The sequence below is a fragment of the Streptomyces sp. NPDC043861 genome (assembly GCF_056435905.1).
This window is the reverse complement of sequence record NZ_JBWKDP010000012.1, coordinates 73,207-93,782: the sequence shown is the minus strand read 5'-3', so window position 1 is coordinate 93,782 and position 20,576 is coordinate 73,207. Positions and strand designations below refer to the sequence as shown.

General features: G+C 69.9%; 25 protein-coding genes. 6 read left to right on the top strand and 19 right to left on the bottom strand.

Features of this window, described 5'->3' with window-relative positions:
• Positions 1-196 precede the first annotated feature (196 nt).
• Positions 197-775: an LAETG motif-containing sortase-dependent surface protein gene (locus AC068D_RS25655; RefSeq protein WP_478825404.1), complete on the bottom strand. Its 579-nt coding sequence runs from the start codon at positions 773-775 to the stop codon at positions 197-199.
• Positions 776-1,024: 249 nt separating this feature from the next.
• Here AC068D_RS25655 and AC068D_RS25650 point away from each other — a divergent pair, with 249 nt between their 5' ends.
• Entirely contained in the window at positions 1,025-1,516 is a 492-nt protein-coding gene (locus AC068D_RS25650) for a hypothetical protein (protein ID WP_478825403.1), read from the top strand.
• A 57-nt stretch (positions 1,517-1,573) separates the two neighbouring features.
• Here the strand turns inward: AC068D_RS25650 and AC068D_RS25645 are convergent, their stop codons facing one another.
• From AC068D_RS25645 to AC068D_RS25590, 12 genes are all read right to left on the bottom strand, one after another.
• The gene (locus AC068D_RS25645) at positions 1,574-2,368 is read right to left on the bottom strand and encodes a VOC family protein (RefSeq protein WP_478825547.1); all 795 of its coding nucleotides are present in this window, start codon (positions 2,366-2,368) and stop codon (positions 1,574-1,576) included.
• A gap of 771 nt (positions 2,369-3,139) precedes the next feature.
• The gene (locus AC068D_RS25640; protein WP_478825402.1) at positions 3,140-4,306 is read right to left on the bottom strand and encodes an FAD-dependent oxidoreductase; all 1,167 of its coding nucleotides are present in this window, start codon (positions 4,304-4,306) and stop codon (positions 3,140-3,142) included.
• A 642-nt stretch (positions 4,307-4,948) separates the two neighbouring features.
• Positions 4,949-7,027, bottom strand: a complete 2,079-nt coding sequence (locus AC068D_RS25635; RefSeq protein ID WP_478825401.1) for a SpoIIE family protein phosphatase — start codon at positions 7,025-7,027, stop codon at positions 4,949-4,951.
• A gap of 111 nt (positions 7,028-7,138) precedes the next feature.
• On the bottom strand, positions 7,139-7,387 hold the full coding sequence (locus tag AC068D_RS25630; RefSeq protein ID WP_478825400.1) for a DUF5133 domain-containing protein: 249 nt from the start codon (positions 7,385-7,387) through the stop codon (positions 7,139-7,141).
• Positions 7,388-7,721: 334 nt separating this feature from the next.
• Complete coding sequence (locus tag AC068D_RS25625) at positions 7,722-8,132, bottom strand: gas vesicle protein K (RefSeq protein WP_478825399.1); 411 nt, start codon at positions 8,130-8,132, stop codon at positions 7,722-7,724.
• Entirely contained in the window at positions 8,122-8,370 is a 249-nt protein-coding gene (locus tag AC068D_RS25620; RefSeq protein ID WP_478825398.1) for a gas vesicle protein, read from the bottom strand. The genes AC068D_RS25625 and AC068D_RS25620 overlap by 11 nt, the downstream gene beginning before the upstream one ends.
• Entirely contained in the window at positions 8,367-9,194 is an 828-nt protein-coding gene (locus AC068D_RS25615; protein WP_478825397.1) for a GvpL/GvpF family gas vesicle protein, read from the bottom strand. Before AC068D_RS25615 ends, AC068D_RS25620 begins: the two co-directional genes overlap by 4 nt.
• Positions 9,187-9,651, bottom strand: a complete 465-nt coding sequence (locus tag AC068D_RS25610) for a gas vesicle protein (RefSeq protein ID WP_478825396.1) — start codon at positions 9,649-9,651, stop codon at positions 9,187-9,189. Before AC068D_RS25610 ends, AC068D_RS25615 begins: the two co-directional genes overlap by 8 nt.
• A complete protein-coding gene (locus AC068D_RS25605) occupies positions 9,644-9,901 on the bottom strand; it encodes a gas vesicle protein GvpG (protein ID WP_478825395.1) in 258 nt (85 codons plus the stop codon). The genes AC068D_RS25610 and AC068D_RS25605 overlap by 8 nt, the downstream gene beginning before the upstream one ends.
• Before the next feature lie 10 nt (positions 9,902-9,911).
• Positions 9,912-10,625, bottom strand: coding sequence for a GvpL/GvpF family gas vesicle protein (locus AC068D_RS25600; protein ID WP_478825394.1), 714 nt, complete (start codon positions 10,623-10,625; stop codon positions 9,912-9,914).
• A gap of 3 nt (positions 10,626-10,628) precedes the next feature.
• Positions 10,629-11,117, bottom strand: a complete 489-nt coding sequence (locus tag AC068D_RS25595; RefSeq protein WP_478825393.1) for a gas vesicle structural protein GvpA — start codon at positions 11,115-11,117, stop codon at positions 10,629-10,631.
• 30 nt (positions 11,118-11,147) lie between these two features.
• Positions 11,148-11,441: a gas vesicle protein GvpO gene (locus AC068D_RS25590; protein ID WP_478825392.1), complete on the bottom strand. Its 294-nt coding sequence runs from the start codon at positions 11,439-11,441 to the stop codon at positions 11,148-11,150.
• Positions 11,442-11,606: 165 nt separating this feature from the next.
• Here AC068D_RS25590 and AC068D_RS25585 point away from each other — a divergent pair, with 165 nt between their 5' ends.
• From AC068D_RS25585 to AC068D_RS25570, 4 genes are all read left to right on the top strand, one after another.
• The gene (locus AC068D_RS25585; RefSeq protein ID WP_478825391.1) at positions 11,607-12,551 is read left to right on the top strand and encodes a histone H1-like repetitive region-containing protein; all 945 of its coding nucleotides are present in this window, start codon (positions 11,607-11,609) and stop codon (positions 12,549-12,551) included.
• 3 nt (positions 12,552-12,554) lie between these two features.
• On the top strand, positions 12,555-13,469 hold the full coding sequence (locus tag AC068D_RS25580; protein ID WP_478825390.1) for an SRPBCC family protein: 915 nt from the start codon (positions 12,555-12,557) through the stop codon (positions 13,467-13,469).
• A 77-nt stretch (positions 13,470-13,546) separates the two neighbouring features.
• Positions 13,547-13,762 carry a CsbD family protein gene (locus AC068D_RS25575; protein WP_478825389.1) on the top strand — a complete coding sequence of 72 codons (216 nt, stop codon included), beginning with the start codon at positions 13,547-13,549 and terminating at the stop codon, positions 13,760-13,762.
• 165 nt (positions 13,763-13,927) lie between these two features.
• The gene (locus AC068D_RS25570; RefSeq protein WP_478825388.1) at positions 13,928-14,308 is read left to right on the top strand and encodes a VOC family protein; all 381 of its coding nucleotides are present in this window, start codon (positions 13,928-13,930) and stop codon (positions 14,306-14,308) included.
• A gap of 635 nt (positions 14,309-14,943) precedes the next feature.
• On the opposite strand, the gene AC068D_RS25565 is transcribed toward AC068D_RS25570, so the two are convergent.
• On the bottom strand, positions 14,944-15,120 hold the full coding sequence (locus tag AC068D_RS25565) for a CsbD family protein (protein ID WP_478825387.1): 177 nt from the start codon (positions 15,118-15,120) through the stop codon (positions 14,944-14,946).
• 650 nt (positions 15,121-15,770) lie between these two features.
• Between AC068D_RS25565 and AC068D_RS25560 the strand changes: the two genes are divergently transcribed.
• The gene (locus tag AC068D_RS25560) at positions 15,771-16,223 is read left to right on the top strand and encodes a hypothetical protein (protein ID WP_478825386.1); all 453 of its coding nucleotides are present in this window, start codon (positions 15,771-15,773) and stop codon (positions 16,221-16,223) included.
• Positions 16,224-16,578: 355 nt separating this feature from the next.
• Here the strand turns inward: AC068D_RS25560 and AC068D_RS25555 are convergent, their stop codons facing one another.
• The 5 genes from AC068D_RS25555 to AC068D_RS25535 form a co-directional block, all read right to left on the bottom strand.
• Complete coding sequence (locus AC068D_RS25555; protein ID WP_478825546.1) at positions 16,579-17,493, bottom strand: SigB/SigF/SigG family RNA polymerase sigma factor; 915 nt, start codon at positions 17,491-17,493, stop codon at positions 16,579-16,581.
• A 170-nt stretch (positions 17,494-17,663) separates the two neighbouring features.
• The gene (locus AC068D_RS25550; protein WP_478825385.1) at positions 17,664-17,900 is read right to left on the bottom strand and encodes a hypothetical protein; all 237 of its coding nucleotides are present in this window, start codon (positions 17,898-17,900) and stop codon (positions 17,664-17,666) included.
• Entirely contained in the window at positions 17,897-18,292 is a 396-nt protein-coding gene (locus tag AC068D_RS25545; RefSeq protein WP_478825384.1) for a hypothetical protein, read from the bottom strand. The genes AC068D_RS25550 and AC068D_RS25545 overlap by 4 nt, the downstream gene beginning before the upstream one ends.
• A 54-nt stretch (positions 18,293-18,346) precedes the next feature.
• Positions 18,347-19,834, bottom strand: coding sequence for a sensor histidine kinase (locus AC068D_RS25540; protein WP_478825545.1), 1,488 nt, complete (start codon positions 19,832-19,834; stop codon positions 18,347-18,349).
• Between the two features lie 23 nt (positions 19,835-19,857).
• Positions 19,858-20,568 carry a response regulator transcription factor gene (locus tag AC068D_RS25535; protein ID WP_478825383.1) on the bottom strand — a complete coding sequence of 237 codons (711 nt, stop codon included), beginning with the start codon at positions 20,566-20,568 and terminating at the stop codon, positions 19,858-19,860.
• Between the last annotated feature and the right edge of the window lie 8 nt (positions 20,569-20,576).

Below are 20,576 nucleotides of genomic sequence, written 5' to 3'. Positions count from 1 at the left end.
GGCTTTTCTGGGCGGGAGTGAGGGGTCGGTGACTACTACCGCGCTTAGGACGTGACATGGCTCCTATGCGTGGGATCACACCTCGGGGCCTGTCCGCGGCCTGTGCGGGCCGACCCCGGGGCCCCTGCGGCGGCCCGGTCCTCCGCCTGTGCCCTGCAGCCGAAGGCGGCCGCAGGGCACAGGCACCTGGGTGCGGTCAGCCGCGGGCGGCGCGGCGCTTGCGCGTGGCCACGAGAATGCCGCCACCGGCCAGGACCGCGACGGCTGCGGCGCCGGCGATCACGGGCGTGGCGCTGGATCCACCCGTCTCCGCGAGGCCACCCGGCGGAGTGCTGGCCGCCGGCGGAGCCTCGGAGCTGGGCGGCTCGGTGGACGGCGTGTCCGAAGGCTCGGGGGTGTCCGAAGGCTCCGGCGTGGACTCGCAGACCGGCGACGTCTTCACGTCGTCGTAGGAGAACCGTTCGCCGTCGCCTGCCTTGACGACGAGCCGCACCGGCACCTCGGTCTTGTGCTCGGGCAGCTTGAGCGTGTCGTGGAACGTGCTCCCGAACTCCTTGGCGGGGAGCAGGTCCTTGCCGTCGACGGTGATGGTCACCGTGTTGGTGACATCGTCGTTGTATGCCTTCAGATCGACGGTGACCTCGGAGCACGTCACCGTCCAAAGGGGGGTGTGGGCCGAGGCAGGAGTGGCGCACAGACCCACTCCGACGAAGCCTGCGGCCGCGCCCGCTATCAGAGCGCCCGAGCGCTTCCACGCACGGGTAGATGCCTTCATCGAACCTCCACGTACATCCGTCCATCGGGTGTGGTGCCAGCGCACAGTACTCCCCCTGAACCACCTCTCACGGCCACCCCGGCAGATTCCTTTCGGGGCCCGCGCGGTGCACGCTCTCGGGGGAATTCGGATCCTCTGGAAGAGGGATCGAACGTGCAGACCGTGATTCCGGCAGCGATTGGCGGAAGGATCGGAAGGCGGACCCCAGGGCACGAGCTTGTCCGCGCCGTTCGATCCGAAGGCAGACCCGTGGACCGCAGAGTTCTGAGCATCTATCTCAACGACCACCTGGCCGGCGCCACATCGGGCGTCGAACTGTCGCGGCGGATCGCACGGGCCCACCGGTCGTCGGTCCGCGCCGGGGAGATGCGGCAGCTGTCCGAGGACATTGCCGAGGACCGCGGAAGTCTTCTCGCCGTGATGGAGGCGCTCGGGATCGCCCCGCGCCGCTACAAGGTCTACGGAGGCTGGGCTGCCGAGAAGGCCGCGCGCCTCAAGCCCAACGGCCGGGTCTTCCGCCGTTCGCAGCTGAGCAGCCTGGTCGAACTGGAGTCGCTGAGGATGGGTATCCAGGGCAAACACCACCTGTGGCAGGCGCTGATGACCGTGGCCGCGGAGTCCGACCGCCTCGACGGGGCACGGCTCCACACGCTGGTCGACCGGGCGACGGACCAGATGGCGACGGTGGACGCCCTGCACCGCACCGCGGCAAGGACGGTCCTCGGCGGTACCGGCGGCTGACGCGCCGCCGAACATGACGCCGCGTCGAATGGCGAGCCATGAGGTGCCGGCCGTGTCTCAGATGCCGACCGGCCGCGGGGGATTCCTGCGCTCGGACTGCCCGAGCGGCCCAACACGTCGGCGAGGACCCGGGACGCGGGTGGTGAGGGTGAAGAGTCCGCCGTCGGGGTCGCGGAGGGTGACGTGTGCGGGGGTGTGGGGTGTGGTGGGTGGGAGGGTGGTGGCGCCGTGGTGGGTGGCGGTGTGGACGGCGGTGTCGAGGTCGGGGACGTAGAAGTGGACGTGCCAGCGGGGGCGGATGTGTGGGTCGGGGGCGGCCTCGACGGCGCCGCCTGTGAGTCGGGCGACGGTGTCGCCGAGGTGACGCAGGACAACGTGGTCGTCCTCGTAGGTGACCTGGCAGCAGCCCGGTCGCGGGCCGGCCCAGTCCAGGACCTCGGCGTAGAAGATGGCCGCGTCGAAGGCGTCGCGGGTGCGCAGTTCCAGCCAGGCCGGTGCCTTGGCCCGGCCGACCCGCCAGTCGGGGATGACCCGGCCCTGCCAGATCCCGAAGACCGCGCCGTCGCGGTCGGCGGCGAGCGCGGCCCGGCCGGTACCGAAACTCAGCGGCCCGACCGCGACGGTGGCACTGCGCTCACGGATCCTGGCCGCAGTGGTGTCCGCGTCCTGAACGGCGAAGTACGGGGTCCAGGCCACCGGCACCGAAAGACGCGGGGCCAGGGCACCGACACCGGCCACCGGTGCACCCTCGTGAAAGGCGACACAGAACTCCTCGCCCAGCGACGTCGACCGGAACTCCCAGCCGAACACCGCACCGTAGAAATCCTGCGCGGCACCCAGATCGCGGGCCATCAGACTCACCCAGCAGGGAGCACCGAACACCGCATCACTCGACGTCGACACGACAGCCACCCACCCGCCCACAAGCGCGAAAGGAGTTCTTCCACGGTACCTCCGCAGCGGGCTGGAGGCGGCAGGGGTCCCCGGCCTGCCGTGACGCGGCGCGGTTCCGGTGTGTTCGGTGGCGCACAGCATGCCCACCGGTCGCTGTCCGTGAAGGACGCGCCCGAGGCGTGTACATGCGGTGGTCCGCCCGGCGGCTGTCCGTCACGGTCGCTGCGCAGGCGGCGCGGAGCTGCTGCCGGAACCGCCGGTACGCCGCACGCGGAGCCCGGGGCGTGATCGGCCGGACATTGCCCGAGCCACGACGCGGCCCGCACGCACCGGTCATGGCCTTGCCGGCACGTGCGGGCCGTGTGGCTGCGGTCGACGGCCGATGCCGGGCTGCGACGACCGGCACCGGGCCCGTCGTGGCCTATCCGTCGACGGCCCTGCTCCGCGCGCGGTCCTGGGCACGCCGGGGCGACCGGAGCATCTCACCGGCCCCGCCGTTCGGTCGGCGGGGCTCGGTCGTATCCGCCTCTGCGTCGCTGATCCCCCGCGCGAGCTCTTCCGCCGCTGGCGGAGCGGGCCTGCCACGCTGCCGGGCACGTTTCATGGCGATCTCCCTTTCCATGCCGGAGGGTCCGTGCCGCCCGGCTACCCGGATCCTGCCGCCTCATCCTTCCGGCCGGACGCGTGCCGCCCGTACCAGGCGGTGCCCGGCAGGGGGCCGTGGCGGGTTCAGGGGCGGGCCGGGCGCGGACCGGCGACCGCCTCGGCGAGGAGGCGGCGCCCCGCCGGGGTGGTGAGGACGCCGCGCAGGGCCGTGTCCCGTACGGCGCGGGCGGGTGCCGAGCGCAGCGTCCAGGCGCGGGTGGCGAGGTCGGTGCGGGCGAGCACGCTCAGGGCGTCGGCGCGGCGGGCGCGGCGCCAGGGGGCGAGCCCGTCGGCCGCCGGGCCGCCGCGGGCGGTTGCACCGGGCAGCGCGGCGGCGAGGGAGACGGCGTCCCGCAGGCCGAGGTTGAGTCCCTGCCCGCCGACCGGACTGCACACATGGGCGGCGTCGCCGATCAGCAGCACCCGCCGGCTCCGCTGCGGTGCGGCGAGGCGCCGGTGGGTGCGGAAGGTGCTCGTCCAGCGGCATTCGCGGACGTCCGCAGTCCACCCCCTGGCCGCCGCCTCGGCGGCGAGCACCGCCGGGCTGTCGGCACCGCCCGGCGACGCCGGGCCGTGCGGCAGGTGCAGCACCACCCGGGCCCAGCCGTCGAGGTGCATCGGCAGCACCACGAGAAGACCGCGCGGCCCGCCCACCATGTGCACGCGCGCCGGGTCCAGCGAGGGATTCTCGACCCGCAGGTCGGCGAGCTGCCATGTGCCGGCGTAGGTCCGGCCGCGAAACGCCGTGCCGGCCAGGGCACGCAGTGTGCTCGCCGCGCCGTCGGCCGCCACCACCCAGCGGGCGCGCAGCGGGTCGAGGGCGTCCGACAGCACGGTGACGCCGTCGGTGTCCTCCTCGACCGACCGGACGGCGGCGGAGCGGTGCACGCGCACCCCCGCGCGCTCGGCCTCCGCTGCGAGCAGGCCCTCGGTCGCGCATTGCGGGACGGTCAGGATGTAGGGGTAGGAGGAGCGCAGCCGTGCCAGGTCGAAGCCGCCGAGCCTGCGCCCCTGGGACCACATCTCCACCGAGTCCACCCGGCGGCCCAGCGGGCGCAGCGCCTCTGCCAGCCCGCTCGGGGCCAGGGCCTCCAGGGTCCGCGCGTGCAGGTCCGTCGCCCGGGACTCGGTGACCGGACCGGGACGGCGTTCCAGCACCACCACACCGAGCCCCGCCCGGGCGAGCAGCAGTGCAGCGCTCAGGCCGACCGGCCCCGCCCCCACCACCAGCACATCCGCGTCGACCGCCATGTCCGGCACTCTAGTGCCGCGTCAGCCAAGGTTTGCCCCGTCGCGACGCCCGGCACGGCACTCCCCCTGGCTTCGCCGGGAGGTGCCCCCACGCTGCGTTGCCGAATCAACCGAGTAGGCCCACTACGAGGTCGATCCAGCGCCTTGCGATCCACCGCACCGGACGCCGCTCCTTGACGGGCAAACCTTGCCTGATGCGGCACTAGTCGGGCCCGGTGGAGCGCGGACGGCGGGCCCGGAGCCCGGTGGCCTTGCGGTCCTGACGGTTGGTCAGCGGCAGGGCCGGGAGTGGTCCGCTCCGCCGGGCACTCCCGGAACCTTCCTGGTGCCGGCCGCCGGCTGCGACTTGCCCTGGCCCCGGCGGCCCTGCTCGGGGTCGTGGCGCTCACGCCCCGGGCAGCCGACCGGAGGTGCGCCACTGCGCTCGTGGCCCAACCGCGCCCCGGTGCATTGCTGTTCCCTCTGCGGCCTTACGGTCCGGGTGAATGCGCCCGCCGATGACAGGACGTCATATGCACAGGGTGTCGGGACTGCGTGAGCACCATGGGCCGTCTGCCCGACGTTCTCCGGTCGCCTGAGGTGATCCCGGAGCGGGCCGGGTCCGGTGCACGGCCTTCGCGCCTCCATGGCGGTTCCCTCCGTTCAGGCGCGGACGCGGGCGATGAGCAGGGCCACATCGTCGTCACTGGGGTTGCGGAGGTCGCGCAGGAGCCGGTCGCAGGTGTCCTCCGGCGATGATTCCGGGGTCCTGAGGTGGTGCAGCAGCATGGCGAGACGGGTGTCGATGTCCTCGTCCCGCGTCTCGACGAGGCCGTCGGTGTAGAGCACGAGCTGGTCGCCCGGACTCATGGCGATGGAGACCGCGTGGAAGGGCACGTCGCCGACCCCGAGCGGCACTCCCCGGGGCAGATCGAGCAGTTGTGGTGCCTGGCCGGACCGGATGAGGACCGGTGGCAGATGACCGGCGGTGCAGATGCAGCACTGCCCCCGCAGGGGGTCGTACACGGCGTAGACGCAGGTCGCGATGTAGGGGTCGAGTCCTGCGGTGATCTCGTCCAGGTGCCGCAGGACCTCTGCCGGGTCGAGCGAGAGCGTGGAGAGTGCCTGGGTGGCGGTCCGCAGCCGTCCCATGGCGGAGGCGGCACTGATGCCGCTGCCCATCACATCGCCGACGACCAGGGCCGTCCGCTCGTCGGGCAGCGGAATGACATCGAACCAGTCACCGCCGACCTCGCTGCCCACCCCGGCCGGCTGGTAGCGGGCGGCGAGTTCCAGTCCGGTCACATGCTGGGGCGTCTCGGGGAGCATGCTGCGCTGGAGGGCAAGGGCGGTCTCGCGTTGCTGCCGGTACCAGCGGGCGTTGTCGAGACAAACGGCGGCACGGGCCGCCAGCTCGCAGGCCAGCAGTACGTCGTCGTCGTCGAAGGGCAGAGGATTGCGGGCACGCAGGAGACCCAGGGCGCCGAGAACTTCGCCACGTGCCGTCAACGGCACCGCCAGATAGGAGTGCACGCCCGCCTTCGCGAGCAGAGTGGCCGCCTCGCTGTCGCGGGCGATGTCGGACAGGTCCCGCTCGTCGACGTGCGACACGGTGACGGGGCGTCCCGTGCTGATGCACCGGGTGACGAGCCGGTCGGCGCTGTAGCGGGCCGGCTCACCGGGATGGTCGAGGGCCTCCAGGGCAGGGGTGGCGTAGGCAGCGGCCACGGCGAGCGGCATGAAGACGGAGGGGCCGCCGACCGGTGCCCGGCCGTAGGGCCCCTTCAGTGCCGACTCGAGGACTTCCACCGATGCCACGTCGGCGACCGCGGGCACGGCGACTTCCGCAAGCTCGCGCGACGTCTGCCCCAGGTCGAGCGTGGTGCCGATCCGCACGGAGGCGTCGGCCACCAGGGCAAGCCGGTGGCGTGCCCGCTCCGCCTCGGTGGAGGCCCGGTACCGGTCGGTGACATCGATCACCGAGACGGCGAGCCCGAGGACCCGGCCGTCGACGTCGTCGAGCCGGTACAGCGACACCGACCAGGCGCGCTGGGTGTCCGGATCGGCCCGGGTGCGGCAGAGCATCTGGAGATCCACTTGCGGATCGCCGGTCGCCAGCACCTCTTGCATCGCCGATTCCACGACGTGGCAGTCGTACGAGGGCAGGACCTCCCCCATGCGCTTCTGGAGGTGCTCGTCGGCGGTCACGCCCGTCATCTGCTCCAGGGCGGGGTTGACCGAGGCGTACCGCAGGTCGGTGGTCATGACCGCAAGACCGATGGGGGACTGCTCGACGAGTCGGACCGACAGCGCGAGGTCGCGCTCCACCTGGCGAAGCGTCGTCTGCTCCGTGGCCAGGCCCAGGGCGTAGGGGTCGCCGTGCTCGTCCTGCAGCCGCATGTTGCGGAATTCCAGCAGGCGTGTGCTGCCGTCCTTGTGGCGCACGGGAAAGACGCCGGCCCAGCTCTTTCCGCTGCTCATGACCTGGTCGAAGAGGCGCAGTACGAGTGCGAAGTTCTCCTCGGAGACCAGCAGCGGGGCCGCGTACTCGCCGAGGGCCTCCTCCGTGGTGTAGCCGAGCAGCTCCTCCGCCTGAGGGCTCCACAGGGCGATCCGCCCGGTGGAATCGAGCACGACGGCCGCCACACCGAGCACATCCAGCAGTCCACCCGGTGGCGAGGGCTGCAGCTCGGGGCCGGAGACCGCGTCGGACGCGGCACCGGTCCGGTCGGCGCCACCCATGACAGCTCCTTCCCCGGCATTCCCCGTGCGTGCCGGCACCCGGGGCAGGACCGGACCGGTCGCCCCCGATGCTGGGCGGCTACCCGACGGCCGTAACAGGAACCACCCCGATCACTGCTTCTTGCCGATCAGCGTCGCCGGTTCGGACTTGCGCCGCTCTCTCACCGCCGCGAGGTAGCGCTCCGCCCTGTGGACCGCCTCGAGAGCGGTACGCCGGCCCATCAGGATGCACAGGGTGTAGGCGGTGTCCCGGAAGGATGCACTGATCTCGGGGTCGGCCGGGTTGAGCAGCATGCGGCGTTCCTGCACCCGGTAGTTGCTCAGCAGCTCGGCGACTTCGTCCTCGTTGGGCATCAGCATGAATTCCTCCCCAGGGGAGAACGCACAGCAGGGACTGGCCCGGGCGAAAACGGATCGGGGCAGGCAAGCCCCAGGCGCCCAGAAGGGCGCATGCCCATCGGAGACCCATTGTTCGCCGAGACCCCCGGCTTCGCCTGTTGTCGGATCAACCAGTCGGGACGTCCGGGGATGTCCCGCGGCCCAGGGCCCCTGTGCGAGGCCGCTTGCGGGCCTGCCGGTCCGGCGTTCCCGGCACTCGACGACAGCGTCCGCGCCACCGCCGCGCCGCGCGGCTCGCGGCACGGTGGTGCGGCGACCCTGACGACAGCCCCGCGCCGCTTCGTGCGGCACCGGCTCAGTCCGGGGGCGGCAGCAGCGGTCCCAGCGGGCCGAGGTCGAGATTGAGGTCGTCCAGGGTCAGTCCGTACTGGGCGCACAGGTCGTTCATGCGCTCATGGAGGATGAGCAGCGTCGCCCCCAGGCGCTCCTCCTGCTCCTCGGTGAGGTCTCCCTGGTCGACCCGGTGCAGTGCCTGGCGTTCCATGAGCTGGCGCAGCAGCTCGACCAGGGTGAGGACGAGTTTCACCAGGTCCCGCTCCACGGTGTCGCGGTCCGTGCTGATGCGGTGCGGCCGGTGCCCCGAGGCGGCGCCGGACGGCGCGGGCAGGTCACGAGGGGCGGCAGGGAGCAGCCGGAACGCGCGCGCCGCGGCCTCCGCGACCTCGTCGAGACGGCCTCCGGTGTCCTTGGCCTCCTCACTCGGCATTGCCGCTCCCCGTACCTCGGCCGCTCTCCCCGCCGATGCCGTCCCCGGGCTGCGGGGTACGGATGGACATGATCAAGGCGCGCAGCGAAATGCGGACGAGATCGATGTCGGCGATGGACAGCACCACATCGCCGGTGAGGACCACCCCGCCGGTCAGCAGCCGGTCCAGCAGATCGACGAGGGCGACCTGGCGGCTCGCCAGAGGTTCTGCCTCCGATGAGGGACGGGGGGTGGTCATGGACGTACGCCTTCCGTCGCGTCACCGCCCGATTCGGTCTGAGCTGTTGCGAACGAGTACGGGGCCCAGGGTCCCGTGACCTCGACCCGCACCCCCTGAAGCCCCTCCGCGGCACGGCTCACCTCGTCCCGGAATTCGTCGGCGCGGTCCAGGGACACGAGGTAGGCGTCGTTGACGACGTTCTCGCCAGGCGCGGTGGCCAACTCCCCCTGCTGCACCCGGTGCCTGGCATGGCCGGCGGCGAGTCTGCCCGCTGCGGCCTCGACGCGCTCCGCGGCCCGCTGCGCCGCACGGTAGACGTCGTCGCGCACACTCTGCTGTGCCTTACGAGTGCGGAGATAGGCGCGCCCGGGGGAGAGGCCTGCCGAGGGCTCCGGGCCGGTGCCGGACTCGGCGGCGGGAGCGGCGGACGGCTCCACATAGATCTTGACTCCCCATTCGACATGCGCGGAAAGGCGGGTCAGACGGTCCGCGAACGCGTCCCGGTCCGCGTCCAGGACGCTCCGCGCCCGCTCGTCGTCGAGATACACGGTCGCGAGCCGCAGCGGCAGCACCGTCGTGAGTGCCGCGAGTGCCTCGATCACCCCGTGATGGGCGCGGGCGACCGCCTCCAGCCACCCAAGATCCTCCAGATGGCTCTTGAGCGCGTCCTCCTGGAAGTCCGCCGCGGGCACCGGACTCACCGCGAGCACCAGCTCGTCGCCGCGTTCGCCGCCCACGAGACGGACCGGTGCGCCGGCCACACCGACGAGCCCCGACGCGGCCTGCTCCAGCCCTCCGGTGTTACGGGCCACCGCGTAGGCGTAGGTGACGCGGTCAGTCATCGCGCTCCTTCTTTCCGCGGCGGGCGCTCCTCGGTGCGGCGCCCCGTCCCCGCTCCTCCTCGGTGACCACTTCGCCCCGGAGAGCCTCATCGGCTCCGGAGACCGCGTCGCCCTCCGGAAGCGCCCCACGCCGCAGAGCGTCGATCTCGGCCCTGAGCCGCTTGTTCTCCTCGGCGAGCGACCGCTCACCGTGAGCCCGGGACGACAGCGCGGGATCGTGCTCCCACCAGTCGATGCCCATTTCCTTCGCCTTGTCGACAGAGGCGACGAGCAGACGGAGTTTGATGGTCAACAGCTCGATGTCGAGCAGATTGATCTGGATGTCGCCCGCGATGACGATTCCCTTGTCGAGCACGCGCTCGAGGATGTCGGCGAGGTTCGCGGAGGTGCCCTGGCTGTACGGCGGTGCCGCGCGGGAAGGGTAGGAGCCAAGCCTGTTGGCCACCGGTTCAGTCACGGCGCCGGCCTTCCTGCCAGAACTCCCTGATCTCCTCCAGACGGTCGAGGAGTTCGTCCTCCCTCCGGTCGAACGTCTCCTCGTCGATGCGGCCGGCCAGGAGCTCCTCCTCGAGTTCGGCAAGTGCCTGTTGCACCGGCGCCGGGTCGTAGTACTCGTTCTCGGCCGCTTCAAGCACGCGGTCCATCACCCAGACAGCGCCACGCACGGGTGCCAGCGGGAGAAGCACGATCTCAGTGAGCAGGCCCATGAGGTTCCCTTCAGACGAAGCTGTACGGCGGGAGGGGGCCGTTGAGCCGGAACTCGAACTCCTCGCCCATCTGGTTGGCGACGCTCAACTCCGTGGTGAGGAAGATTTCGTCCTGCTCATCGGCGACCAGGAAGGAGACATTGAGGAAGTCGTTCCCGGTCGCCTGTGACACCTGATGGTCCCGGGCGAACGGACGGAGCGCCTCCACCACTCCTGATGCCAGCGCCTCCTGGCGCGCCTGCACCTCCCCGGCCACCAGCTCGCCGAGTGCGACGGAGGCGTCCGGGCCGGCGGTGCCGCTGCGAATCTCGTCGTTGAGCCCCCGGGCCACGCTCGAGTCGTCGAGGATCTGGCGCAGAAGCGAGTCCTCGTCCTGCGACACCTTCAGGTTGTACTCTGCGCAGCTCTGGAGGGCCTGGAGGCGGTCCATGAACTCCGAGGCGCGGTCCTTCAGGGCAACGACGACGGCTTCATCGTTCTCCGCCGTAAGGCCGAACCTCAGGGGCAGTACCGTGCCGTCGGCCATCAGCCGTTCCTGGACCTCCTGGTGCGCGGTGACATCGCGGCGTTTGGGGCGCAGGTCGCCCGGCGCATCGCTGACCACTGCGTGCAGTGATCCCCCGGTCACCGTGCGCAAGTTCGCCGGTGGATCACCGACTCCGGTGATGCCGTCGATGCGGAGCGGGTGGTCCTCCCCGACGATCGAGTAGATGTACACGGGCATGGCTCACTCCTCCTCGCGTTCTCTCGCGCGTCGGGAGGGGGTGCGCCGAGTCGGCCGCCGTCGCCTGGTCACGGGTTCCTTCTCCTGCTCCTCGGGCTCCTCTTCCGCTTCCTGGTCCTCGTCGTCGCTGTCCTTCCCGCCGCCCTTGAGGCTGTCGGTCACGGCTTCCACGGCTCCGGTGAGGGCGCCCTTGGATTTGCCCTTGGCCCCGCTCTCCAGTGTGTCCCCGACGACGTCGGTCAGCTGTGCCGGCCTCTTGCTTCCTGCCTCGAGGTCGAGGCGGTTGCACGCCTCGGCGAAGCGCAGGTACGTATCCACGCTGGCGACGACGATGCGGGCATCGATCTTCAGGATTTCGATCCCGACCAGGGACACGCGGACGAACACGTCGATGACGAGCCCACGGTCGAGAATGAGTTCCAGGACGTCGTAGAGGCTGCTGGTGCCACCGCCCCTGGAGACGTTGCCACCGCCTTGCGGCACCACGGTCATGGTGCCTCCCTTCCCCGGCCGGCGTGTCCGTCAGGGCCGGCGGTCGATTTGTCCACGTGTGTAGCGGCGTATTCGCTCGTAGGCCACCAGGTCGCCCTCCCCGTCCAGGGTCACGCGGTAGGTCGCCATCACACTGGTGGTCTCGGGGACTCTTTCCAGCTCCAGCACCTCCACATCCGCCTCCCAGCCGTCGTCCGTCGGCTTCAGGGCCGACACGGATTCCGGGGGGCGTCCCAGCAACTCCTGCAGTTGTCCCGCCGCGGAGCGCATGGCTGACGCCGCCTTGTCCTTGGACCGCCTCTTGGCGGGCTCTGCTGCGGCCATGGTCGGTCTCCGATGGGCGGAGCGGGCGCCGGATTCCACGCGCGAACATACAATTTCATCATATAGGGACATATCTGACATTGGTGCGGGCAGGCTCACTGCAGCCGCCGGTCCCTGTCCTTCTCTTCGTTCCTCCTCAACGGGCCTTGCCGGAGGGATCAGTTCATGAACGACACGACCAAGATTGCTCTCGCCGCCGCGGTCGCGGGTGGTTATGTGCTCGGACGTGCAAAGAAGGGGCGTCTCGCCTTTGCCATGGCGACGTACATAGCCGGTCGCCGCTTCGGGCTCGACCCCCAGCAGCTGGCCACGGAAGGCCTGCGCAGGCTGAAGGACGTACCGCAAGTCGCCGAGCTGAACGAACAAATACGGGGTGAACTCCTCGATGCCGGCCGCCAGGCCCTGGCGTCCACGGTCGATCGGCGTCTCGCGGATCTGGCGGACTCACTCCATGATCGCAGGCTTCGCCTGGAAGAGAAGGAAGAGCCTGAGGAAGAAGAGCCTGAGGAAGAAGAGCCTGAGGAGGAAGAGGAAGAGGAGGAGGTACCCGAGTACGAGGCCGAAGAGGAGGAGCCTGAGGAGGAAGAGGAAGAAGAGGAGGTACCCGAGTACGAGGCCGAAGAAGAGGAGGAGGAAGAGGAGGAGCCTGAGGAAGAAGAGGAAGAGGAAGAGGAAGAGGAGGAAGAGGAAGAGGAAGAGGAACCGCCGCGACGTCGCCGGGCGGCTGCCAGGTCCGCGTCGCGTAGGAAGACCCCGGCCAAGACTGCCGCGAAGCGGCCCGCGAAGAAGGCCCCGGCCAAGAGGACCGCCGCGAAGAGGACCCCTGCCAAGAAGGCCCCGGCGAAGAAGACAGCGGCGAAGAAGGCTCCCGCGAAGAAAACGGCGGCGAAGAAGGCTCCCGCGAAGAGGACCGCCGCGAAGAGGACCCCTGCCAAGAAGGCGCCCGCGAAGAAGACAGCGGCGAAGAAGGCTCCCGCGAAGAAGACAGCGGCGAAGAAGGCTCCCGCGAAGAAGACAGCGGCGAAGAAGGCTCCTGCGAAGAAGACAGCGGCGAAGAAGGCGACTTCGAGAAAGTCGACCGCCAAGAAGACTGCTGCACGGCGGAGGTAGGCGATGGCCAGGACAGACCGTGACTCCGGCAGCCAGGAAGCCTCGGGCATGGAGCTGCTGCGCGATGAGTTCGTCGACTATCTCGGCGCTCAGGTGGAGCACCTCGCGGACAAAGCCGGTGACAAACTGACGGATCTCACCGACCAGCTGTTCGACGTCGCCGAGAACGGTGGCTCGCTCCCCGGTGGCGGGCTGCTCAAGGGCCTCATCGCCGGAAAGGCCAAGGGCCTCAAGGACAATGTGATGGGCAAGGCCAAGGACCTCATCGGCGGCGGGGGTGGACGCAAATCCGGCGGCGGCAAGTCGATGAACATCGTCGAGGTTCTGGATGTGGGCGTGCCCATCCGGACGGCCTACGACCACTGGACCCAGTACGAGGAGTTCAGCACGTTCACCAAGGGTGTCCGCAGCGTGTCGAAGAACGACGAGACCACCAGTGACTGGAAGCTCAAGGTCGGTCCATCGACGCGCGGCTGGAAGGCCACGGTCCAGGAACAGGTGCCGGACGAGCGCATCATCTGGACCTCCGAGGGGGCCAAGGGAACGACACGCGGCTGTGTCACCTTCCATGAACTGACCCCGGATCTGACGCGGATCGTGCTCGTCGTGGAGTACTACCCGTCCGGATTCTTCGAGAAGACCGGAAATATCTGGCGGGCCCAAGGGCGGCGGCTGCGGCTGGACTTCAAGAATTTCCAACGTCATGTCACCTTTGCCGACGAGGAAGTCGAGGGATGGCGGGGTGAAATCCGCGACGGCGAAGTGGTCCGCACCCATGAAGAGGCCATGGAGGAGGAAGAGGAATACGACGAGGAATCCGGGGGCGAGGAATCCGGGGACGAGGAAGAGGACGGCGAGGAGAGCGCGGACGGCGAATACGAAGAGGACTACGAGGACGAGGAGGAAGAGGAGGAATGACGTTTACGGATCCCCGTGCGAGGTAGTCGCAAAGGTGAGCCGGAAAGCAACGTCACCCTGTTGAGGAGCTGATTCGCGTGGCTGACCAGGCGAAGAAGATGCGCGGCAAGGCCCAGGAGACCTTGGGCAAGGCCAAGGAAAAGGCCGGCAGCGCAATGGACGACGACGAGCTGCGCCTGAAGGGGACCGGCGACCGCGTCGAGGGCAAGGCCCGGCAGGCAGCCGCGGACGCAGAGAAGGCCGTGGGAGATGCGACGGACGAGGTGAAGGGCAAGACCCGCAAGCACACGTGACGCAAGAGACCCAAGTGTCACTCGAGACAAATGAGCCCCGGGCGGAAGTGACTTACCTGCCCGGGGCTCGAACGTGCCTGTGCCCGCATGGGTGTTGAACTCCCGGGTATCCGCCGTCCAGGACTTCTCGCCGACGCCGGACGCCGGCCGCAAGACGGAGGGCACATGGGAATACCGAAGACAGCGATGATCGCGCTGGACTGCGCGGAACCCGAGGCGCTCGCCGAGTTCTACGCGGCCCTGCTGGACGGTGAGATCCGGCCCAGCGGTGATCCCGACAGGCTCGAGGTGGCCGCCCAGGACGGTTCGGTGCTGGCGATACTCCGCGATCACGGGTTCGCGCCCCCGAGCTGGCCGCGGCCGGAGCACTCGCAGCAGGCACATCTACTGGTCTTCGTGCCGCCCGGCGAGCTCGACGCGGCGGAGCGCGAGGCAGTCGGTCTGGGGGCCACTCCGATGGACGTGACGGACCGGAACACCCCGCGTGAGGCGCGCCTCATGTCCGACCCCGCCGGTCATTCCTTCCTGCTGCGCGCAAGGCACTGAGGGCGGCGCCGTGAGGGTGCGCGGGCCGAGCGCGCCTGACCGGATGCGCCGGGAATTCGTCGCGTACCGGGAGACTGCATCACTCCGGGTTCCGGGCCCGGGCGACGCGTGCCCGGCCGACGTGGCGCGAGGCGCCGAGCCGCGGTGGTGCCCGGAGCCTCGGGGAGCCGTGCGGCGGGGCGCCGGGTAGCCATGCCTCAGGGGGCACGCCTCGAACCCCAACGACACCTCTCATTCATTGGCAATGAGAGGTTCTGGATCTCTGATGGACCCGGGGCGGCGTTGTTCAGTCCAGGGCAGGATGTGTGTGGTCCGGTCGGTGCCGTGGTGACCCCTACGACACCTCCGTTCGTAGATCACCGCCGTCGCCCCGGCAGCCAGGCCCGTGCGCCGGTCCCGGCAGCACGTCCGAGTGCCCGGCAACGGTCCGGGTGGCCGTGGTGGTACCGGCGGGATGTGCTTTCCCTGGCATTCAGCGCCCGGTCACAGGTGCGGAGCACGGATGCGATCCGCCAGACGGGGTGGTCGCGGCCCTGGAACCGGTCCGCGACCACCAGCGTGCGCCGCAGCACCGGCAGCGAATCCCGGGAGGCTTGCCCACGGGGGCTTGCCGGCGGCGGCATGGCCCGCCTGCCTCAGCGTTCGGTCGTCTTACGCGCCTTGTCGGCGGCCTTCTCGGTCATCTCCTGCGCCTTGCCGCCGAGCATCTCGGCCTGGCCCTCCCGCTCCATGGAGGTGTCGCCCGTGGCCTTGCCGAGCGTCTCCTTCATCTTGCCCTTGGCCTGCTTTGCCTTCGCTTTGCCCTTGCTCATCAGGATCGCTGTCCTCTCGGGGTTCTGTGAGGGTGCTACGGCACGGTGTGCTCGTGCACCCTGTTCACCCTGCGCCCGCCGTCGGCAGGCCGCAAACCGGAGCGTGCCACTCGGCGCCGGGGCGGCGCGGAACCACTCGCCCGGGGGCGGGCCGATCATGCGCGGAACCGGACGGCGAGGGCGCCAGGCCGGTCTGATCGGGGGATTCGGTGCCGCGTCCACTCCACCCCGCCGGAATACGGGCCTCGGCCTGGTGAACGCCCAGGCCCGTGGACAGGTCGGGGAGCTCGGACACCGCACCTCTGCGAGATCTCTTCCGGCCCTGCTTCGGGACCGGCGGGCCAGGCGTCCGGATCGCACCGGACAGCTGTGGGCCACGGCGCCACCGAGAGTGATGCAGCGCCTTTGGTGTTCCGGAAACGGACGGAATCCGCCGGCCGGCACGCGCGGTACAGGCAGCCGGGGGCGACCTTCGGTGAGGCGGAGCCGGGCGCCGGGTCATGTCGACTTCGCGTTCCGAGCGGGCGGAGGACCATCCCCCCGGCGGCCGTGGGGCCGCGTGTCGATCCATCCGCCTACCCCACGAGAACCGTCTGAAGTCGATCTAGGATGCCCTCCCTGCAAGCAAGTTCGATTCAAAGGAGTCTTTTGTGGCCAAGATCCGTCGCATCCTGACAGTGGTCGCCACTGCCGCGAGCGCGATAGCCCTCGCCTCGGCACCCGCATCGGCCTACCCCACCTGGCAGAAGTGGGTTCCCACGGACGTCACGTACTGCGGGGAGACGACGCCGAGCAAGACGTCAAACAAGGTCATCAACCAGACCTGCGGCATCCACAACAACGCCAACGGCACCGTTCAGGGTGTGCTCCTCGTCAGGAACAACGCGTCGGTGAGCATCACCATCGACACCGCAACCGTCTACTGGTTGAACTTCGACGGCACGGGCCCGGCCCACGATGCGGTGTCCTGCGTCAAGAAGGTCCTGGCACCGGGCGAGTTGGCTGCCTGCTACGGGAAGTCGGTCAGTTCGGAAGTGAAGCCGGTTCAGGGCAGCTACATCTACAACGGGATCAAGACCATCACGAAGCCGTACTACGGCTGATCCGGCTCGGCGGCGGCAGTGACTGGTCCAAGTGGACCGATTGCCTGCGCGCTTCGGAACATCGAGTCCATGTCCACCGCCGGTTCCTGGTCCGGTCGACAACGGGGGTGCGGGGCCCACTGCACGAAGCGGGTCCTGCATCTGCTCGACGACGCGCGTCCGAGCGACAGCGAGGTGCCGGGCGGTCTCTCGCCGCGACGAGCCGGCGGCCTCGGAACCGGCCCCATCCGGCCGAACTCTCCACGCAGGCTCTGACACAGACACAGACACAGACACAGACACAGACACAGACAGCACAGCACAGCGCGGCCGTGGAACGGCTCAGGCTGCGTCCTCCTGCTCCGAGAGGCAGTCCTCAGTCGGTGAGCATGCCGGCGCGGAGTTTGGCCAGCGCCCGGGTCAGCAGGCGGGAGACATGCATCTGGGAGCAGCCGATGTCGGCGCCGATCTCGGCCTGTGTCATGTCCTGCCCGAACCGCTTCCGCAGGATGTCCCGTTCGCGCTCGTCGAGATGCTCCAGCAGCGGGGCGAGCGACTGGAGGTCCTCGACGAGCTCCATGGCGGGGTCGCAGTCCCCGACGACGTCGGAGAGCGGACGCGGCGCACCGCCGTGGCCAGGACCGTCGCCGGAGTCGGAATGCGGGGTGTCCAGTGAGCCTGCCGTGTAGCCGTTGGCGGCCACGAGGCCCTCGATGATCTCTTCCTCACTCAGCTCCAGGTGCTCCGCGAGCTCGCCCACGGTGGCGTCACGGCCCAGCTTCACGGACAGCTCCTCCTTGGCCCTGCCGAGGTCCACCCTGAGTTCCTGCAGGCGTCGGGGCACATGGACGGCCCAGCTCGAATCGCGGAAGTAGCGCTTGATCTCGCCCACGATGCAGGGGATGGCGAAGGAGGTGAACTCGACCTCCCGCGTGAGGTCGAAACGATCGATGGCCTTGATCAGTCCGATCGTTCCGACCTGGACGATGTCCTCCATTTCCCCGGAGCCGCGGTTGCGGAACCGGCCTGCGGCGAAGCGGACCAGGGAGAGATTCATCTCGATGAGGGTGTTGCGGATGTACTGGTACTCGTGCGTCCCCTCGTCGAGGGCCTGAAGCCGGTCGAAGAAGAGCTTCGAGAGTGCCCGAGCATCCCGTGGAGCGATTTTCACGGCGTCCTCGATACGCGGCAGACCTCCGGCCGCTGCCGGAACCCCGGCCTTGTCCTCTGCGGCAGCCGCTGCCTCCTGTGTTGTGAGCGACGGAGTTCCGGCGTACTGGTCGGCGGGCATCGTCACGGGTCACCTTCCGCATCGGGGCACTTGTCGTTCGCCTGCCCTGCAGCTGCTCGGCCATTCCCGTTGCAGGACGTTGCATGACGGGCGGCCGACCGGCCGGCGGAGCCGCCCGTCATGAGACCTGCAGTACCGCGCGGCCGGCCGGTCTCGTGTCCGACGGTCTGTCAGTCGTCCTCGGCCGCTGCTGATTCGGCATCGGTGGCGGCCGATTCGGCGGCATCCACCAGCTTCCGCATCTCGTCGACGTCCGCCCCAGGATCGCCGGTCACCGACCCGTGTCCGGTCCCCGTCCCGCTGCTCCCGCCGTCCTCGCCCGGGCCGCAGCCCGTGAGACCGGTGAGTGCGGCAAGACAGACGATGCCGCTCGCGACGGCGAGTACCGTGCTTCGACGAGCACTCACTTTCCGGCCCCGTCGTTGTTGCTCCTGCACCAGGACTTCACCGGAGCCAGGTCCTTCTGACGCTGCTCCAGCGTCGGAACGAGAGAACGGCGGAAGGTGAGCTTGTCGTTGAGGAAGGTCTCGATCTCCTTGTGCCCGGCCTTCTTCGCGTTCTCGATGCGCTTCTCCAGCCGCTTGACGGAGCCGCGCTGCGCGGCGTCGCCACCGAGGCGTTCCAGCGCCCGCGCCAGCCGCTTCTCGATCTTCGGCACCCTCTTGCACAGCGCCTTCGCGCCGTCGTCCGACGGCGTGCCTGCGGGCGACGGCTTCCCGCTGTCTGCCGAAGCGGCGCCCGTGGTGAGCAGCGCCGCCACGGCGGTGAGAGTGACGGCAGTGGTCTTGGCTGTCCTCATGACTGTGTACCTCCTGGAGCGGGCGAGGCCCGGATGCCTGCGCCCGGCCAGAAGTTAGCTTCCGACTTTGTGGAAACCTTGTGGGTCCCGCGCCGTCTCGATGAGCCAGTCGCGACCGGCAGGCAGCACGGGCCGTGTCTCCCCCCGCACAGGAAGCCGGACCTCGAACCGGGCCCCTGCGCCGGACGGCCGGTCCTGTGCCCGGACGCATCCGCGATGCAGGGCCGTTTGCTGGGCGACGAGTGTGAGGCCGAGCCCTGAGCCCGGACTGTCCGGACGCCGGCGGAAGCGATCGAACACCGAGTCGCGCTGTGCGGTGGGGACTCCGGGCCCCTCGTCGTCCACGGTGAGCACGGCCACCGGATCCGCATGCTGCCCGTCGGCTCGCAGTCCCACCTCCACACGTGCCCGCCCGTCGCCGCTGCGCCCATGGACCAGCCCGTTGGCCAGGAGGTTGTCGACGATCGTACGGAGGCCCGGCTCCCAGCCGTACACGCACAGACGGGGCAGAACCGGCACGCTTATGTGCGCCGTGGGATGTCTGCGTCGGGCATCGGCCACCGAGGCGTCGATCACCTCGGCGAGGTCCACCGGACCGAAGGCGTCGGCTTCCACCAGATCGCCCCGGCCGAGCTCACGCAGCATCAGCAGCAGGCCCAGCATCCGCGAGTGCTCGCTGCGCAGATCCCCGAGAACCTCCGTCCGTTCCGACGATCCGAGGTCCGGATGCTGGGTGAGGATCTCCAGGTTCGTCTGCATGCTCATCAGCGGCGTGCGCAGTTCGTGGGCGGCGGCGGCCGCGAAGGACCGGGCGGTAGCCAGGGCCACGGTGGTTCTGGCGGCCTGTTCGTCGTAGCGGGCGAGTACGGTCTGGAGGGTCCGGGCAAGGTCGTCGACCTCGGTGACCCCGGTCGGGGAGTGCTCCAGCCGTGCCGCGTCGGCCGTGGGATCGAGTCCGCTGGTGCGCTGCTGGAGCCGACGCAGCGGGCGGCCTGCCCGTGAGGCGACAGCCAGGCCCAGCAGACCGGACACCGGGGCGGCCAGCAGCGCCACGGTCACCACACGCCTGCGGACGAGGGCCAGCTGTGCCTGTCCCGCGGTGTCCGGCGAGAACAGCCACAGCGTCCCGTCGACACCCGGCCGCGATCCCCGCACCGGGACGGAGAGGACCCGCCAGCTGCCATTGCCGTCCTGGACGGTGACCGGCCCGGTCGCACGGTCGGGGAGCGACACGGACGCACTCGGCTGGGGCCCGCCCGAGACGGTACCCCCGGGACCCGTCAGCCGGATGCCGACATCGAGGGCCGATGCGTACAACTGCCGCTCACGTGCCTGCTCGACCGCAGCCGGCCGGTCTGCGGCGGTGGCGCGCAGCAGCCTGCGGGCGTCTCCCGCCGCCAGCTTCGCCCGCTCCCGCAGATGGGCGTCCTGTTCCGTGTGCAGATCGCGCCCGACCAGCTGCAGCAGCAACCAGCCCGCGGCGAGGACCAGAACCGGCACGGCGACGGCTACGGCGATGGCGATGCGTGTGGACAGCTTCATCTGTCCCGTGCGGTTCATCCGCTTCATGCGGGCCGCCCCTCCTCGTCGTACCGGAGGACGAAACCGACCCCCCGCACCGTATGGATGCACCGTGCGCGCCCGCCGCTCTCCAGCTTGCGCCGCAGATAGCTGACGAAGGTGTCGACGGCGTCCGTGCGCACCTCGAAGTCGTATCCCCAGACACGGTCGAGCAACTGGTCCCGGGTGAGCACGATCCCCGGATTCCGTGCGAGGACCTCCAGCAGCTCGAACTCCCGCCGGGTCAGCGGCAGCAACTCGCCGCCGATGCGCGCCTCACGGGCCGCCGGATCCAGCACCAGTGCGCCGATACGGACCTCGTCCGTGCCTCTGGGCGGTCGCCGGCGCAGCAGCGCCTCCAGCCGTAGCACCAGTTCCTGCAGCGCAAACGGCTTGACGAGGTAGTCATCGCCGCCCGCCTGGAGCCCGGCGATCCGGTCCGCCGTCTCGTCCAGAGCCGACAGCATCAGCACCGGCACGTCGTTGCCGTTGTCCCGCAGCGTCCGGCACACCTGGATTCCGCCGATGTCCGGCATGGAGACGTCCAGGACGACCACATCCGCCGGGTCCTGGCTCATACGGGCCAGGGCGGGCCGTCCTCCCGCCGCCAGCACCACGGCGAAACCGGCCAGGCGCAGCCCGCGCTCCAGCGAGCGCCGGATCGCCGGATCGTCGTCCACGACCAGCACCCGTCCCCGGGTCGTTTCGCCGTCCATCCGCTCGC

Bases quoted from the DNA above. Each gene is read 5' to 3' on its own strand.
- AC068D_RS25605 (WP_478825395.1), bottom strand. From the start codon at position 9,901: ATGGGCCTGCTCACTGAGATCGTGCTTCTCCCGCTGGCACCCGTGCGT.
- AC068D_RS25600 (WP_478825394.1), bottom strand. From the start codon at position 10,625: ATGCCCGTGTACATCTACTCGATCGTCGGGGAGGACCACCCGCTCCGC.
- AC068D_RS25585 (WP_478825391.1), top strand. From the start codon at position 11,607: ATGAACGACACGACCAAGATTGCTCTCGCCGCCGCGGTCGCGGGTGGT.
- AC068D_RS25595 (WP_478825393.1), bottom strand. From the start codon at position 11,117: ATGACCGTGGTGCCGCAAGGCGGTGGCAACGTCTCCAGGGGCGGTGGC.
- AC068D_RS25590 (WP_478825392.1), bottom strand. From the start codon at position 11,441: ATGGCCGCAGCAGAGCCCGCCAAGAGGCGGTCCAAGGACAAGGCGGCG.
- AC068D_RS25545 (WP_478825384.1), bottom strand. From the start codon at position 18,292: ATGAGGACAGCCAAGACCACTGCCGTCACTCTCACCGCCGTGGCGGCG.
- AC068D_RS25635 (WP_478825401.1), bottom strand. From the start codon at position 7,027: ATGGGTGGCGCCGACCGGACCGGTGCCGCGTCCGACGCGGTCTCCGGC.
- AC068D_RS25615 (WP_478825397.1), bottom strand. From the start codon at position 9,194: ATGACTGACCGCGTCACCTACGCCTACGCGGTGGCCCGTAACACCGGA.
- AC068D_RS25655 (WP_478825404.1), bottom strand. From the start codon at position 775: ATGAAGGCATCTACCCGTGCGTGGAAGCGCTCGGGCGCTCTGATAGCG.
- AC068D_RS25620 (WP_478825398.1), bottom strand. From the start codon at position 8,370: ATGACCACCCCCCGTCCCTCATCGGAGGCAGAACCTCTGGCGAGCCGC.
- AC068D_RS25625 (WP_478825399.1), bottom strand. From the start codon at position 8,132: ATGCCGAGTGAGGAGGCCAAGGACACCGGAGGCCGTCTCGACGAGGTC.
- AC068D_RS25565 (WP_478825387.1), bottom strand. From the start codon at position 15,120: ATGAGCAAGGGCAAAGCGAAGGCAAAGCAGGCCAAGGGCAAGATGAAG.
- AC068D_RS25630 (WP_478825400.1), bottom strand. From the start codon at position 7,387: ATGCTGATGCCCAACGAGGACGAAGTCGCCGAGCTGCTGAGCAACTAC.
- AC068D_RS25645 (WP_478825547.1), bottom strand. From the start codon at position 2,368: ATGGCCCGCGATCTGGGTGCCGCGCAGGATTTCTACGGTGCGGTGTTC.
- AC068D_RS25640 (WP_478825402.1), bottom strand. From the start codon at position 4,306: ATGGCGGTCGACGCGGATGTGCTGGTGGTGGGGGCGGGGCCGGTCGGC.
- AC068D_RS25580 (WP_478825390.1), top strand. From the start codon at position 12,555: ATGGCCAGGACAGACCGTGACTCCGGCAGCCAGGAAGCCTCGGGCATG.
- AC068D_RS25540 (WP_478825545.1), bottom strand. From the start codon at position 19,834: ATGAAGCTGTCCACACGCATCGCCATCGCCGTAGCCGTCGCCGTGCCG.
- AC068D_RS25535 (WP_478825383.1), bottom strand. From the start codon at position 20,568: ATGGACGGCGAAACGACCCGGGGACGGGTGCTGGTCGTGGACGACGAT.
- AC068D_RS25555 (WP_478825546.1), bottom strand. From the start codon at position 17,493: ATGCCCGCCGACCAGTACGCCGGAACTCCGTCGCTCACAACACAGGAG.
- AC068D_RS25570 (WP_478825388.1), top strand. From the start codon at position 13,928: ATGGGAATACCGAAGACAGCGATGATCGCGCTGGACTGCGCGGAACCC.